At 62.0% G+C, this 14,288-nt stretch carries 17 protein-coding genes; 8 read left to right on the top strand and 9 right to left on the bottom strand.

From position 1 onward, the window contains the following. Positions 1 to 242: 242 nt before the first annotated feature. From HMPREF2656_RS10525 to HMPREF2656_RS10510, 4 genes are read left to right on the top strand one after another with little or no spacing between them, the layout of a single operon-like run. Positions 243 to 551 carry an antitoxin gene (locus HMPREF2656_RS10525; RefSeq protein WP_141739352.1) on the top strand — a complete coding sequence of 103 codons (309 nt, stop codon included), beginning with the start codon at positions 243 to 245 and terminating at the stop codon, positions 549 to 551. Continuing rightward, positions 548 to 958, top strand: coding sequence for a type II toxin-antitoxin system VapC family toxin (locus HMPREF2656_RS13650; RefSeq protein WP_083284750.1), 411 nt, complete (start codon positions 548 to 550; stop codon positions 956 to 958). Before HMPREF2656_RS10525 ends, HMPREF2656_RS13650 begins: the two co-directional genes overlap by 4 nt. Positions 959 to 962: 4 nt before the next feature. Further along, positions 963 to 1,649 carry an AAA family ATPase gene (locus tag HMPREF2656_RS10515; RefSeq protein WP_070816706.1) on the top strand — a complete coding sequence of 229 codons (687 nt, stop codon included), beginning with the start codon at positions 963 to 965 and terminating at the stop codon, positions 1,647 to 1,649. Next, entirely contained in the window at positions 1,646 to 2,323 is a 678-nt protein-coding gene (locus HMPREF2656_RS10510; RefSeq protein WP_083319523.1) for an AAA family ATPase, read from the top strand. Before HMPREF2656_RS10515 ends, HMPREF2656_RS10510 begins: the two co-directional genes overlap by 4 nt. Here HMPREF2656_RS10510 and HMPREF2656_RS10505 read toward each other — a convergent pair. Continuing rightward, positions 2,320 to 2,697 carry a type II toxin-antitoxin system death-on-curing family toxin gene (locus HMPREF2656_RS10505; RefSeq protein WP_083319522.1) on the bottom strand — a complete coding sequence of 126 codons (378 nt, stop codon included), beginning with the start codon at positions 2,695 to 2,697 and terminating at the stop codon, positions 2,320 to 2,322. The two genes, HMPREF2656_RS10510 and HMPREF2656_RS10505, sit on opposite strands and share 4 nt — an antisense overlap. Then, positions 2,694 to 2,900, bottom strand: a complete 207-nt coding sequence (locus HMPREF2656_RS12895) for a CopG family transcriptional regulator (RefSeq protein WP_141750387.1) — start codon at positions 2,898 to 2,900, stop codon at positions 2,694 to 2,696. The genes HMPREF2656_RS10505 and HMPREF2656_RS12895 overlap by 4 nt, the downstream gene beginning before the upstream one ends. 128 nt (positions 2,901 to 3,028) lie before the next feature. On the opposite strand from HMPREF2656_RS12895, the gene HMPREF2656_RS10500 reads away from it, so the two are divergent. After that, positions 3,029 to 5,089, top strand: coding sequence for a RecQ family ATP-dependent DNA helicase (locus tag HMPREF2656_RS10500; protein WP_070816703.1), 2,061 nt, complete (start codon positions 3,029 to 3,031; stop codon positions 5,087 to 5,089). Here the strand turns inward: HMPREF2656_RS10500 and HMPREF2656_RS10495 are convergent. Continuing rightward, the gene (locus HMPREF2656_RS10495) at positions 5,060 to 5,476 is read right to left on the bottom strand and encodes a hypothetical protein (RefSeq protein WP_070422048.1); all 417 of its coding nucleotides are present in this window, start codon (positions 5,474 to 5,476) and stop codon (positions 5,060 to 5,062) included. The genes HMPREF2656_RS10500 and HMPREF2656_RS10495 overlap by 30 nt on opposite strands. 392 nt (positions 5,477 to 5,868) lie before the next feature. Between HMPREF2656_RS10495 and dnaB the strand changes: the two genes are divergently transcribed. Next, on the top strand, positions 5,869 to 7,395 hold the full coding sequence (gene dnaB / locus HMPREF2656_RS10490; RefSeq protein WP_070450684.1) for a replicative DNA helicase: 1,527 nt from the start codon (positions 5,869 to 5,871) through the stop codon (positions 7,393 to 7,395). Here the strand turns inward: dnaB and HMPREF2656_RS10485 are convergent, their stop codons facing one another. From HMPREF2656_RS10485 to HMPREF2656_RS10460, 6 genes are all read right to left on the bottom strand, one after another. Next, complete coding sequence (locus HMPREF2656_RS10485) at positions 7,396 to 7,980, bottom strand: hypothetical protein (protein WP_070816701.1); 585 nt, start codon at positions 7,978 to 7,980, stop codon at positions 7,396 to 7,398. It abuts the gene before it with no gap. A 54-nt stretch (positions 7,981 to 8,034) separates the two neighbouring features. After that, a complete protein-coding gene (locus HMPREF2656_RS10480) occupies positions 8,035 to 9,348 on the bottom strand; it encodes an MFS transporter (protein WP_070816699.1) in 1,314 nt (437 codons plus the stop codon). Between the two features lie 40 nt (positions 9,349 to 9,388). Then, complete coding sequence (locus HMPREF2656_RS10475; protein ID WP_168167564.1) at positions 9,389 to 9,937, bottom strand: TetR/AcrR family transcriptional regulator; 549 nt, start codon at positions 9,935 to 9,937, stop codon at positions 9,389 to 9,391. A 93-nt stretch (positions 9,938 to 10,030) separates the two neighbouring features. After that, the gene (locus tag HMPREF2656_RS10470) at positions 10,031 to 12,226 is read right to left on the bottom strand and encodes a heavy metal translocating P-type ATPase (RefSeq protein ID WP_070816698.1); all 2,196 of its coding nucleotides are present in this window, start codon (positions 12,224 to 12,226) and stop codon (positions 10,031 to 10,033) included. A 35-nt stretch (positions 12,227 to 12,261) separates the two neighbouring features. Next, positions 12,262 to 12,462 (bottom strand): heavy-metal-associated domain-containing protein, encoded by a 201-nt coding sequence (locus HMPREF2656_RS10465; protein WP_070816696.1) that lies wholly within the window; start codon positions 12,460 to 12,462, stop codon positions 12,262 to 12,264. A gap of 28 nt (positions 12,463 to 12,490) precedes the next feature. Continuing rightward, positions 12,491 to 12,691 carry a hypothetical protein gene (locus HMPREF2656_RS10460; RefSeq protein WP_070422039.1) on the bottom strand — a complete coding sequence of 67 codons (201 nt, stop codon included), beginning with the start codon at positions 12,689 to 12,691 and terminating at the stop codon, positions 12,491 to 12,493. A gap of 116 nt (positions 12,692 to 12,807) precedes the next feature. On the opposite strand from HMPREF2656_RS10460, the gene trxA reads away from it, so the two are divergent. Continuing rightward, positions 12,808 to 13,179: a thioredoxin gene (trxA, locus tag HMPREF2656_RS10455; protein ID WP_070422038.1), complete on the top strand. Its 372-nt coding sequence runs from the start codon at positions 12,808 to 12,810 to the stop codon at positions 13,177 to 13,179. Between the two features lie 98 nt (positions 13,180 to 13,277). Further along, positions 13,278 to 14,216 carry a PspA/IM30 family protein gene (locus tag HMPREF2656_RS10450; RefSeq protein WP_070816695.1) on the top strand — a complete coding sequence of 313 codons (939 nt, stop codon included), beginning with the start codon at positions 13,278 to 13,280 and terminating at the stop codon, positions 14,214 to 14,216. Positions 14,217 to 14,288 lie beyond the last annotated feature (72 nt).

Below are 14,288 nucleotides of genomic sequence, written 5' to 3'. Positions count from 1 at the left end.
GCACCGGAGAGATCGCGGTGATGATCCTGTCGCTGCAGGGCGATTCGGGCTCCCCGCTGTACACCGTGAATCCGGACGGCAGCACCAACATCGTCGGGATTATCTCCGGCGCGGCCTACGGGACCCTCGTCGCGGCGGATGCTGCAACGCCACTGCCAGCAGGTCTGCGGTAAAAGAGGGTCTTGCTGGACACCGCGAATCTGTATATCGTTGCGGATATACATCGATCTGTGGAGGGTGTCATGGCAGAACCTATTCGAGAGGAACCGAATGTGAGCGGTCCGATCCGTACGACTGTTTTTAAATCTGGGAACAGCCAGGCAGTGCGAATCCCTGCAGCACTACGCATTGCATCTGGGGCTGTGTCCATTGAAGCCGTGCCGGAAGGGCTTCTTCTGAGGCCGGAGGAAGAGGATTTCGGACTTGTCGTCGCCAGGCTTCGTGAATTCCAGAAGGAACACAACCTCGAGCAGGGACTAATTGAGGAAATTGAAGACCTCCCACTCGACGAAGTGCCGAACCTCGATCATTCCCCTGATCACGGAGGATGAACGATTCGATGGGATATCTTCTTGACACGAATGTCTGGATCGACATTGAACGGGGAACTCAACCCCGGGTTGTCCAACGAGTAACTGAATGTGCGAGCTCAAAGCTATGGCTCTCTACTGTTGTTCTCGGTGAGATTGAAGCGGGTATTCAGCGGTCGGTAAATCCAGAGATCCTGCACCGGACGTACAGGGTACTGCTACACGGTAGACGCATATTGGGAGTCGATGAGGAATGTGCATCGATTTACGGACGGCTTCGGGCAGATCTTCTAGATAGAGGGCTACCGATTGGGGCTAACGATCTATGGATTGCGGCCCAAGCGATCCGACAAGACTTAGTCCTAGTCACCGCCAACGAGAAAGAGTTTTCACGGGTTGGCGGCTTGAAGATTGAGAACTGGCGGTAGCCCCATGTTTCTTACCCGTGTGCGCATTGATGCTCCTGTCCAGGGCTACGCGCGTGATCTGTCGGTGGTGCACTCCCTCCAGCAAACGCCGCTCGAGTTAGGCCAGGTCACGCTGTTGACCGGCGATAACGGTTCCGGAAAATCCACGCTCGTCGAGGCGATCGCCGTGGCCATGGGCGCCAACGCTGCTGGCGGTTCGCGCCACGCGCGCTTTACCGCCGCAGACCATTCGGCCCTGCACCGCTCGCTCACGCTGACGCGCCGCGAAAACCCCCGCGACGTCTACTTCCTGCGCGGCGAAACATACCTTGACCTTGCGGAATACCACGAGAGCCTGGGGCCCGCCGACCCGCTTGTAGGCCTCACCAGACGCAGCCACGGCCAGGGCATCATGGACCTGGCGCGCACCCGCTTCGGCCCGGACTCGCTAATTCTTCTCGACGAGCCCGAAGACGGCCTCTCCACCTTCTCCCAACTCGAACTCCTCGGCCTGCTGACGGTGCTCGCGCGGCGTGGGGCACAGGTGGTCGTCGCAACGCATTCGCCTGTGCTCCTTGCCATCCCAGACGCCCGCATCCTGCATGTTCCCGACCTCGAGCCTGTGCTTTTCGACGACTGCGAGCCCGTCACCGCCACCCGCGAATTCATCAACGACCCAACCGGCACCGCCCGCTACCTGGTGGGACCATGATGTTCATCCAACGCGTCGACGTCGACGCCCAAGCCGCACCGCCATGGGCTGTGGAGACCCCGGCCATCGCGCACGTCGCCGAGTTCGGGTTTGCCTTTAGGCGGCCAATCACGGTGATTACCGGCGGCAACGGGGTGGGCAAGTCCACGCTGTTGGAAGGCATGGCGCGGGCCTGGGGGTTCACGTTGGAAGGCGGCACGTGGGGTGTAGAAAAGGCCGGCGCCCACGACCCGCTTTACGGCGTGCTCACCCTGACCACCGGCCCGCGGGCGAAGGCCGGCTACTTCCTGCGCGGTGAAACCCACACGCGCATCACCGAATTCGGCGGGCGCTCCCACGGCGAATCGATCCTCGAACTGACATCAAGGCTGATCCCCAACGCGCTCTATCTTCTCGACGAGCCCGAGTCCGGCCTTTCCCCCGTCGCCCAAATGGCCCTACTGGCGCAGTTGCATGCGTTGGGTGAAGTGGGGGCGCAGGTAGTCGTCGTCACGCATTCGCCTATCGTGGCGGCGATCCCGGGCGCGGAGATCGTCGAGATCAGCGACGACGGCGTGGAGCGCAACCTCGCGGCGGAGGACACGCTGGCGTTTCGTGCGACGCGCGACTTCCTTGCGGACCCGCACGGCATCGCCGAGTTCATGGCGGACTGGGCAGAAGGGGAGTTTGGTTAGTACCCCGACATGTTTTGTAGGCGTGAGGCGATCTCAGCGATATTCATGTTTGTAGCTGCTACATCACAGACAAGATCGAATAAGGCGTCATCGCTAATAGCTGCATCGGAGATACCGTGCGACCTGAGAAAAAGTAAGGTCAAGAGAACTCCCACACGTTTATTTCCGTCCTGTAGCGGATGGCTTGACTCGATACTGTGCAAAAGGGCTGCTGCCTTCTTCCATACATCTGGATAGAGGTCACGACCATCAAATCGCAGCCAAGGCCGTTCGATTGCGGAGGCAAGAAGTCCCATGTCTTTTACATGGAATCCCTGACGCGATAGCCATTCGGCGAGTATTTCAACACGGAAGACTGAACGTGGGTCGGTCATGCGTCTTTAAGTCGATCCATGAGTTCTGCGCGATCGGAAAAGATGCGGTCGAGTTCGCCATGAGCGAATCGCCGGGCGGCTTCTCGATCCCACTCTTGATGAATGAGCCGTAAGAGAGTTTGTTGCTTTGAAGTTCCGCTTTCCTCGGCAAGGTCGGACAGCATGCGGTCGTCTTCTGCAGTGAGTCGTAAGTTGAGAGCCATATGCGAATAGTACCGATTTGGTACCAGATGTACAGGGTGATCAACTCTCTGTAACTCATGGCCGACTGGGCAGAAGGGGAGTAGCTGCAGGCCAGGGCCGTGTCGTGGCGGTGTTATAGGGTTGCGCCATGACAGCGACGCGCACACAAGCAGACGAACTTCTCAAAGGCATTGCGGGCCCCGAAGCCATGCTTCGCGACGACCAGTGGACCGCCATCGACGCGTTGGTGAATCAGCGCAAGCGCATGCTTGTCGTGCAGCGCACCGGTTGGGGTAAGTCGGCGGTGTACTTCATTGCGGCAAAGTTGCTGCGTGAGGAGGGGGCCGGGCCGTCGATTATTGTGTCGCCGCTGTTGGCGTTGATGCGTAACCAGGTGGAGTCGGCGGCGCGCGCGGGGATTCGTGCGGCGACGATCAACTCCGCGAATATGACGGAGTGGGACGAGATCCAAGCGCACCTGAACGACTATGACCTGCTGCTAATCAGCCCAGAGCGCCTCAACGCGCCGGATTTTAGAGAGCAGGTGCTTCCACAACTGGCGCGTTCTGCGGGGATGTTGGTGGTGGACGAGGCGCACTGTATTTCGGACTGGGGCCACGACTTCCGCCCCGATTATCGCCGTATTGCGGTGCTAATTAGCGACCTCCCGGAGGCCACCCCGGTCCTCGCCACGACAGCGACCGCGAACGACCGTGTGGTGGCTGACGTTGTGGCTCAACTCGGCGAGAACACCGGTGTGCTGCGTGGCGGGCTGGACCGCGAGTCGCTCGCGCTGAACGTGGTGCAGTTGCCGGACCCAACCCAGCGCGCGGCGTGGATCGCGCAGTACCTCGCCTATGTCAACGGCTCCGGCATCATCTATTGCCTGACCGTCGCCGCTGCGCACGACCTCGCCGAGGCACTCGAAAACGCTGGCTGGAACGTCGCCGCGTACACCGGACGCACCGAAGCGGAGGAGCGCGAACGCCTCGAGCGCGCCCTGATCGACAACGAACTCAAAGCGCTCGTGGCTACGTCCGCGCTGGGCATGGGCTTCGACAAACCGGACCTGGGCTTCGTTGTGCACTTGGGGGCGCCGTCGTCGCCAGTGAGTTACTACCAGCAGATCGGCCGCGCCGGGCGTGCCACCGACCACGCCGAGGTTGTGCTGCTGCCCGGCCCTGAGGACGAACGCGTGTGGGACTACTTTGCGTCCGTGTCCATGCCGGAGGAACACGTGGTGCATCAACTGCTGGGTGCGCTGAGCGAGGAACCGTTCTCCACACCTCGGCTGGAGAACTTCGTGGACCTCTCCCGTACCCGCATTGATCAGGCGTTGAAAGTCCTCGACGTCGACGGTGCCGTGCGTCGCGTGAAGGGCGGCTGGGTTTCCACCGGTGCTGCCTGGGAGTATGACCACGAGCGTTACGGCGGGCTCGCCGAAGCGCGTAAGCGCGAACAAGACCTGATGCTGGCTTACGAAGCCACGGACGGGTGCCGCATGGCGTTTCTGCGTCGCGAACTCGACGACCCGACCCTTGGCGCGGATGAGCGTTGCGGGCGCTGCGACAACTGCACCGGCAACCACCTGCCTGTAGACGTGGATGCTGCGTTGGCGCAGCGTATGGGCGAACAACTGCGTGCCCCCGGCATCCAACTCACCCAGCGCAAAATGTGGCCGACCGGCTCCGCGCGCCGCGGCAAGATCAAGGGCGTGCTGCAAGGCAAAGCGTTGGGGCGTCTCAACGACGTCGCCCGCGGTCCCGCCCTGGCAGAGCTGCTGCGGGCGAACACCTACCGGCCGCTGAGCAACTGGCGTGAGGATGCCTGGCTGGGCCGGTTCGTCGCCGTGCTCGCGGACTGGGCCTGGGAGGAACGCCCCACCACTGTCGTCGCTTTGGGCGATGCTGATCCGGCACGAAACGAGATGATCGCCACCACCGCAGAAGCGCTGGCAAGGGTGGGGCAGATGCGGTTTGGTGGGGTCGTCGATACGCCATCGCGCGAGGTAGAAGCACGAAACTCGGCGTTTCGCGTCAACGGGCTTGACCGGTACTACGACTACACGGGCCTCGAGGTGGAGACAGGCCCCGTGCTGCTGCTGACCGGGGAGGTGGATTCCGGTTGGTCGGTCACGGTTGCGGCAGCCGACCTTGCGGAACGGTACGGGGTGGAGGTGCTACCGCTGGCGTTTGCTTCGCGCGCGTGATGCGGACTCGGCGATGGCGGCGGCGAAGACAAGCACCGTGCCGACTGGGATGAGGAGCATGAACAAGTTGATGATCGGCAACGCCATGTCGGCCTGGTACTCCTCCCAATGCGCAACGGCCATCGAGCCCCAGCCGACGACGAGGCAGGCGGTTGCGAGCCACACCGTGACCAGTGCGCCTATTTTCTTGCGACCGCGCGCCGCGGCGGTGAACCACGTGGCACCACCCAGCGCGAGCAATGTGGTCGCGGCCTCGAAGGTGCCGAAGAGCGCCGTGGCAGTCCGAAACTCCCAGCCGCCGCCGATCAGGCGCAACAGGCTTATCCACGCCGCAGGGAACACCACCATTGCGATGGCGTAGATCCAAAGAATGCCTCGTGTTTCCATGTATGCACTGTAACTGCGGAACAGTTGTCATGGCGTGTGATTGATGTGGATAAGTGTGGATCCAAAGTGCCTGGGCACGTGGCTGCAGGGTCGAAAAAGGGGTCCGAAACTGTTGAAATGCGCTTTGTCAAACCCCGTGGTGAGAAGTTATCCCCCGGCTACACCCGGAGCGTGGGGTTTGGATGAATAGCGTTTGACCTGCGCGTTTGGGATAAGTTCCTGCGGTTTTGGCGTCGCTGTACACAAGTTCTCCACAAGCTGGGTGGATGACTTGTGGATAACTACCCGCACAATGTCGAAAGATTTCACAGCCCCTGTGGATAACTCGTTTAGTGGGTCTAGAAAATGTCGGAGGAGAGGGTAGTGTCATAGCCACAGTGAAAGGGGAAAACATGGGTGCGAACGACAGCTTCGACGACTACGTACCACCACCGGAGCCGGTAGCGGACTACGGCGACTTTGGGGACTTCGCCGACTTCGAACAAAACACTGGCGGCTCCAACCGCTTCGCCGGTGGCGATAACTTCGGCGGCAACGGCAAGGGTGGCCAGAAGCGCTACAACAAGTACGGCAACAACCGTGGTGACGTCCAGCAGGAGTATCGCACCCCGCCCCACGATGAGCGCGCGGAGCGTTCCGTCCTCGGCGCAATGCTGCTCAACCCGGACGTGATCCTGGACGTGGCCGACGGGCTGCGGCCGGATGACTTCTACCACCCGGCGCACCAGCTTATCTACCAGGCGATCCTGGACCTGTTCTCCCAGGGAAGCTCCGTCGACGTGCTCATTGTCGCGGCACGCTTGGACCGTCTCAACGAACTGGAGCGCGTCGGTGGCGCCCCGTATCTGCACACGCTGATCTCTGAGGTGCCGACGTCGGCGAACGCCGGCTACTACGCGGAGATCGTCGAAGAGAAGTCGATCCTGCGCCAGCTGGTTAACGCCGGCACCCAGGTGGTCCAGTTGGGCTACGAGGGCGAAGAGGGCATGGAGATCGAAGCGCTCGTCGACCATGCGCAGCAGAAGGTGTTCTCGATTTCCCGCAACAACGTGGGCGAGGATTACCGTCCGCTCTCGGAATTGCTCAAGCCAACTATCGACGAGCTGACCATGATCGCATCCGGCGGCGCCCTCGAGGCCGGCGTGCCGACTGGGTTTATCGACCTAGACAAGCTCACCAACGGCCTTCACGCCGGCCAGATGATCATCATCGCTGCACGTCCTGGTGTGGGTAAGTCGACACTAGCGCTGGACTTCATGCGCTCCTGCTCGATCCACCAGGGCAAAACCAGCGTGATCTTCTCGCTGGAAATGAGTGCCTCCGAGATCATCATGCGCATGCTCTCCGCCGAGACGGAGATCAAGCTTTCCGCGATGCGTTCCGGCCAGATGGAGGAGCGCGACTGGGAGAAGCTGACCAAGCGCCTCACGGAGATCCAGGATGCGCCGCTATTTATCGACGACTCCCCGAACCTCACCATGATGGAGATTCGCTCCAAGGCACGCCGCCTCAAGCAGCAGCACGGCCTGGATCTGGTTGTGGTGGACTACCTGCAGCTGATGAGCTCCGGCAAGCGCGTTGAGTCCCGCCAGCAGGAGGTCTCGGAGTTCTCTCGCCACCTCAAGCTGTTGGCCAAGGAGCTCGAGGTGCCGGTCATTGCGATTTCGCAGCTCAACCGTGGCCCCGAAGCACGTACCGACAAGCGCCCGCAGTTGGCTGACCTGCGTGAGTCGGGCTCGCTGGAGCAGGACGCCGACATGGTGTTCCTGCTGTACCGCCCGGACTCACAGGATCGTGACGACGAGCGCGCCGGCGAAGCCGACATCATCGTGGCCAAGCACCGTGGCGGCCCGATTGACACCATCCCGGTGGCGCACCAGCTGCACTACTCGCGCTTCGTCAACATGGCCCACGGTTAGTTAGTTGTGTGGGTACTCCCCAACGATGTTGATGCGCGGGTGCCACGTTGTGGTCATCTCGAGCTCGTAGGTCATGTACGGGTCGTTGTCCGGGCCGTAGCAGCTCATCGTCTGCCCTGAAGATCCGACAGCGCAGCGCAGGTCGTACGCACCGCCGGTGATGGGGCTGACCACACCGGAGATATTCGTGAACGGCACGGACGTCACGTTCGGCTTGTTGCTCCAGGCCCACGTTGCATTAATCGCATGCGGGTAGGCCGCTGCCGCGAGATCGCAGGAGGTGGTGTCGCCGACGGAAATCTTCGCGCCGTCGGGTGTCATGCCGCACTTGCCGCCGACCTGACCTTTGTACGCCGGGTCGAGTTCGAACGCTCCGGCTAGCGGGGTAGCGGGCTGCTCTGGTGCTGGTGCAGCCTCAGGTTCCGGCGCCGGTGCGGGCTCCTCCTCCGGCGCCGATTCAGGTGCGGGTGCGTCGACGACTTCGGTCGAGGTGACCACGATGGTCTCCGGCTCGCCGGTCCCACCCGCGCAACCGGCGAGCAACAAGGCGGTCAGCAGAGACAAGGGGGCGAGTACGCGACGCATGGCAATCCTTAACACGGGAACGGGGGATGAGTGCGATGGTACGAGGTGTCGTCGCTAGGCAAGCGCAACTCCCTTTTGCTCCGGCAACGTAAACGCAGCGACGCACGCCAGCAGGAACGCTGCGGCAAACACGCCGAACACTGCGGTCGAGCCGCCGAACGCCAGAACCGGCGGGACCACGAGCGGGGCGAGGATCGAACCGATGCGGCCGAACGCGGCACCCGCGCCGGTGCCGGTCGCGCGGATCGCGGTGGGGTAGAGCTCCGGGCCGATCGCGTACAACGCGCCCCATGCGCCGAGATTGAAGAACGACAGCAGGCAGCCCGCGAGGATGATCTGCCACTCGGCACTCGCCATGCCGAAGCCGAACGCGGAGACCGCAGACCCTGCGAGGAACACGGACAGGGTCGTCCTGCGCCCCCAGACCTCGATGAGCCAGGCGGCAACCGCGTAGCCCGGCAACTGCGCAAGCGTGATGATCAAGGTGAACGTGAATGACCGCACGAGCGAGAAACCCTGCTCCATCAGCAGCGATGGGATCCAGATGAAGGCGCCGTAGTAGGAGAGAGACACGCAGAACCAGACGGTCCAGAAGGCGGCGGTGCGTCGTCGCAAAGCAGCGCCCCAGATGCCATCTTGGATCGGCTCCTCCTGTGCAGGCACGGTGGTGTCGTAGTTTGCGGGGTCGGCCTCAGCCTCGAAGGAGCGCACGATCTCCTCAGCCTCGTCGTGGCGGCCCTTGGATTCCAGGAAGCGCACCGATTCCGGCAGGCCCAGGCGCACCACGATCGCGTACAGGGCGGGTAGCGCGCCGATGGCGAAGCCCCAGCGCCAACCGGTCTCGCCATTAGCGACGACAAACGTGCCGATCACCGCCGCCAGAATCCAACCCACCGCCCAAAACGCTTCGAGCAGCACCACCATGCGCCCGCGCACCTTACGTGGAGAAAACTCGCTGACCAGTGTGGACGCAACGGGAAGTTCCGCGCCGAGGCCCAAACCCACCAGGAAGCGGAACACGATCAGCGACGCGACCGACCACGCCAGCGCCGACGCGCCCGTGGCCAACCCGTACAGCAGCAGCGTCGCGGCGAAGACCTGGCGGCGTCCGATCTTGTCGGCGAGCAACCCGCCGAGCGACGCGCCGATCGCCATACCGATAAACCCAACCGACGCGATCCAACTCGTCGTGGTCTTGTCTAGATCCCAGTGGACGGCGAGTGCTGCGATGATGAACGACACCAAGCCGATGTCCATCGCGTCCAGCGCCCAGCCAATGCCGGAGCCGACAAGCAGGCGTTTGTGTTTCGGGGTGACAGGAAGGCGGTCGAGGCGCTCAGTGCGCGTGAGCTGTTGATCAGTGTTCATGCAGGGGGAGTTTAGGCCGTGGCCTGCGAAAACTCGGAACTTAATATTCAGCTGAGTGTGCTTGAGCTTCCCGGCCGTCGAGTAGCGTGTCGATCATTTTGTGTGTCAGGCTATCCCAGCGGATGACGTCAGGCGCTGGGGCAGGCAGCGGTCGGCTCACAATGCCAAGCGAGAAGTGCAACTCCAACGGATCAAGGTCTGCGGGACAGAGCTTGGCTCGCTTCGCGGGAGCGAGGAGCCCGTCGTAGATCTCCCGCACTTCCGCAGCACGCTTTTCGGCGGACCCCTGAGCGATAGCCGCAAGCCCTAGGTTGCCGATTGCATGGATGGTGTCGCGCCAAGCCTTTCGCGTATCTACCGTGAATTCGACGGAGTGATCGTCGAGGATCTGAACAATGTCGTTCAAGGTTTGTTCGCTCACGGCGTCGTACAGGTCCGTGCGCTCCGGGAAGTGGCGCGTCACCGTTGCGACTCCGACTTTGGCAGCTCCGGCGATAGTGCGCATGGACACGTGTGGCCCTTCGTCCACAAGCAACTGTCTAGCTGCGGTGACGATGGCGTATCGGTTGTCAGCGGCGTCCTGTCTCACGTCTGAAAAGATATCAAGTCGAACGTAATGTTTCACTTAATAAGTCGAACACCTTGTTTTAGTTAAGTTATTTCAGCAGGTAGTCGCACTTCTCTATTCCGACTTGAACGCGCGCAGGCGCAGCGAGTTGGACACCACAAATACCGACGAGAAGGCCATCGCAATACCGGCGAGCATCGGGTCGAGCAGCCCCAGCGCAGCCACCGGGATGAGCAACACGTTGTAGGCGAACGCCCAGAACAGGTTGCCCTTGATGGTCTTCAACGTCTTGCGCGACAGGCGGATCGCGTCCACGGCGGAACGTAGCGACGAATGCATCAACGTAATGTCCGACGCCTCAATGGCCACGTCGGTGCCAGCCCCCATCGCCATACCGAGGTCTGCTTGGGCGAGGGCGGCGGCGTCGTTGACACCGTCGCCGATCATGGCCACCCGGTGCCCCGACTCCTGCAGGCGCTTGACCACGTTGACCTTGTCCTCCGGTAGCACGCCAGCGGTGACGTTGGCGGGATCGATCCCAACCTCAGCCGCCACGGCCTCCGCCGCGCCCTGGTTGTCGCCTGTGAGCAGGTGCGGGTTCATCCCCAGGTCTCGCAGGCGTGCGACGGCATCGCGCGAGTCCTCCTTTACGGTGTCTCGCACAGCAATCACACCGGCCACAGCTCCGTCGACCTCCACGGCGACGGCGGTTGCGCCACGCTGCTCGGCCTCGGCGAACGAATCGGCCAGGGCTCCAAGATTGCCGGTGGGGCGGCCGACGCGGACAAGGCGGTCGTCGATACGCGCGGAAGCGCCCTGGCCTGGAAGATTCTCAAAGCCGGTCGCTTCGGGGACATCGTCGGCGGCCTCAACAATCGCCTGTGCGATCGGGTGCTCGGAGCCAGCCTCCACACCGGCAGCCAGGCGCAGCACCTCCTCGGTTTCGTAGCCCGGACCAGGCAGCACCTCGGCCACACCCATCTGGCCGGTAGTCACCGTGCCGGTCTTATCCATCACCACCGTGTCCACCTGGCGAGTCGATTCGAGCACCTCCGGGCCCTTAATCAACAACCCCATCTGGGCGCCACGGCCGGTACCCACCAAGATCGCCGTCGGCGTGGCCAGGCCCAGCGCGCACGGGCACGCGATGATCAGCACCGCCACCGCAGCCGTGAACGCGTCCTCCACCGCATGGCCAACCAACAGGTGTCCCACCAGCGTGATCAGGGAAATCACAACAACCGTCGGCACAAACACCTGAGAGATCCGGTCCACGAGGCGCTCCACCGGCGCCTTGCCAGCCTGCGCGTCCTTGACCAGCTGCCCCATCTGCGCCAGCGTCGTCTCCGACCCAACGCGGGTGGCCTCCACCACCAGTCGCCCCGACGTGTTCAGGGTCGCGCCGGTGACCATCGAGCCCTCGCTGACCTCCACCGGGACGGACTCGCCGGTCAGCATGGATTCGTCGATAGCTGAATGCCCCGAAATCACACGCCCATCCGTAGCCACCTTCTCACCAGGGCGAACCACAAAACGATCGCCCACAACCACCTGCGAGATCGGCACACGGACCTCTTTGTCCCCGCGGATCACCGCCGCGTCCTTCGCCCCCATGCTCAGCAGTTCGCGCAGCGCCTCCGAGGACTGCCCCTTCGCACGCGTCTCAAACCAGCGTCCAAGCAGCAGGAATGTGATCACCACGCACGCGGTCTCCAGGTAAATCGGTTCGCCTGGGCCACCAACAAACAGCGCCCAAATCGACCACAAATACGCCGCCGACGTACCCAGCGTGATCAGCGTGTCCATGGTCATCGCGCCGTGCTTCAGATTCACCCACGTCGCACGGTGGAACACACTGCCCGCGGAGAAAAACACCAGCGTCGTCGCAGCCAGCGCCGCAAACTCCCAATTAGGGAACTGCAGCCCGTGAATCATGCTGACCAGCATCACCGGCAGCGACACCAGCGCCGACCAAATCGTCGTACGTTTCAACTGCTCCGCTTCATTGTCGCGCGCCTCATCGAGAGCATTGCTTGTCGACGACGCCCCGTCCCCACCAGGTTCCCCACCGTTTTCGTCACCCATTTCAAAGGCGTCGTAGCCGGCGGCGCGGACTTCGTCGATAAGCAACTGCGTCGACGTCGACGACGGATCAAACGAAACACTCGCAGTCTCTGTGGAGTAATTTACCGACGCATCCACGCCGTCGAGCTTGTTCAACTTGCGCTGAATACGCGAAGAGCACGACGAACAGGTCATCCCTGTTACGCCGAGCTCGATCTGTTGCAGTGCCACAGGAGGTTGAGTCATGGCCCCACCATATACCCGTGACGAAATCCCCCCAATTAGGCCAGCTTGTAGCCCGCTTCCTCAACAGCAGCAGCAATATCCGCGTCGGAGTAGCCCTCGCCCTCCACAACAACACTGCCGGACTTGTGGTCAGCCTTCACGCCGGTGACGCCAGCGATCTCGCCGACCTCCTCCTGCACGCTCAACTCACAATGCCCGCAGGTCATGCCATCTACCTGGAACGTACGCTCAGCCATCACAGCCTCCTCATGCAGTTTCAAACGGTTACAAATGTAAATCGTAGCCCGCGTTCACCGCCGCCAACCGGACATCCTCATCGGTGAACAAGAACCCGACAACCGTCAGGACCCCATCCTCCATATTGATGTCCACCTCATGCGCGCCCTCCACCATCGAAAGTTCATCTGCAAGTGAAGCAACAGCAACTTCATCATCAGGACCAGAAATCTTGTAGGTCTTGGTCATGACTGGTGAGCGCCTCCTTAAAGCGGCCCAACACGGGTTGGAATACGACAAAACTCATCGCGTTGTACTTTGCACAACGTCCAAGAGAATAACCTAACGCAATAAGGAGCGAAACGTTGAGCACCGTTGATGTAACTGAGGACACGTTTGAGCAAACCGTCACAAAGGACGGCATCGTCTTTGTCGACGCATGGGCATCCTGGTGCGGCCCCTGCCGCCAGTTCGCCCCCACCTTTGAAAAGGCATCCGAGACCCACACCGACGTAACCTTTGCCAAGCTCGACACCGAGGCGAATCAGCAGCTCGCCGCCGCCCTGGAAATCCAGGCAATCCCGACGCTTATGGCTTTCCGCGACGGCATCATGATCTGGCAGCAGGCAGGCGCCCTTCCGCCAGCCGCCTTCGAGGATGTGATTAGCCAGGTCAAGGCCCTCGACATGGACGAGGTTCGCCGCCAGATCGCAGCGCAAAACCCCGAGGAAAACTAGGCCTCATCGCCCAAGCGCCCGCCTGCCGGGCGCTTTTTTCATGCGTACACTTGCTTATCGATGAAAACCCCACCACACATCACCGAAAGGACCCAACCATGGCAAACCCATTTACCAAGGGCTGGAAGTACCTTATGCAATCCTTCGACACCAAGATCGACGAGAACGCCGACCCGAAGGTGCAAATCCAACAAGCCGTCGACGCCGCTAAGAAGCAGCACCAGGAAATCACCCAGCAGGCCGCCAACATCATTGGTAACCGCAACCAGCTGCAGATGAAGCTTGACCGTCTGATCAAGTCCCAAGACGACCTACAGACCAAGGCCCGCACCGCCCTCCAGGCTGCCGACAAGGCCACCGCCGCTGGCGACACCGAAAAGGCCCAGCAGTTCAACTCCACCGCCGAGGTCATCGCCACCCAACTGGTCTCCGTGGAGCAGGAACTCGAGCAGACCAAGCAGGCATACGCCTCCGCCGACCAGGCTGCGACCGAAGCCCAGCAGAAGCAGAAGCAGTCCGAGGCCCGCCTGCAGGAGCAACTGGCCCAGGTTTCCCAACTCGAGTCCCAGCTCAACCAGGCCAAGATGCAGGAGCACACGGCCCGCACCATGGACACGATGAACCAGTTCAATACTGACGACGTGCCCACCCTCGACGGCGTACGCGACAAAATCGAACGGCGCTACGCCAACGCACTTGGCCAGCAGGAGTTGATGAAGGACTCCATGAACGATCGCATCGCCGAAATCGAGTCCGGCTCTTCCGATGCGGCCGCCTCCAACCGTCTCGCCGAGATCCGTGCCTCCATGGGCGGCGAGCTCGAGGCCGGGTCGGGTGCTTCTGCTTCCGCAGCCGACCGCCAGCTCGAAGCCGGCTCCGAGGGGGACGCTGCCGATTCTGCTGAGACTGCCGACACTGGCGTTGCCGACGACACCATCGCCGACGCCGAGGCCTACCTCCGCGAAGCCGAGTCGGATGCTGACGCTAAGGCTGATGCCGACACTGACGCCGAGACCGACTCTGGCGCCGAGCGCTAGGCCTTTCCTGACACATTCCGCCGGAATCTGTCAGCCGTCGGCATCGCGCCTGGTCAGAAATCGCCCCTGACA

The organism is Corynebacterium sp. HMSC034B08 (genome assembly GCF_001835805.1).
Lineage (GTDB): Bacteria > Actinomycetota > Actinomycetes > Mycobacteriales > Mycobacteriaceae > Corynebacterium > Corynebacterium coyleae.
The sequence above is the reverse complement of the archived record's forward strand: the minus strand, read 5'-3'. Positions and strand labels throughout refer to the sequence as shown.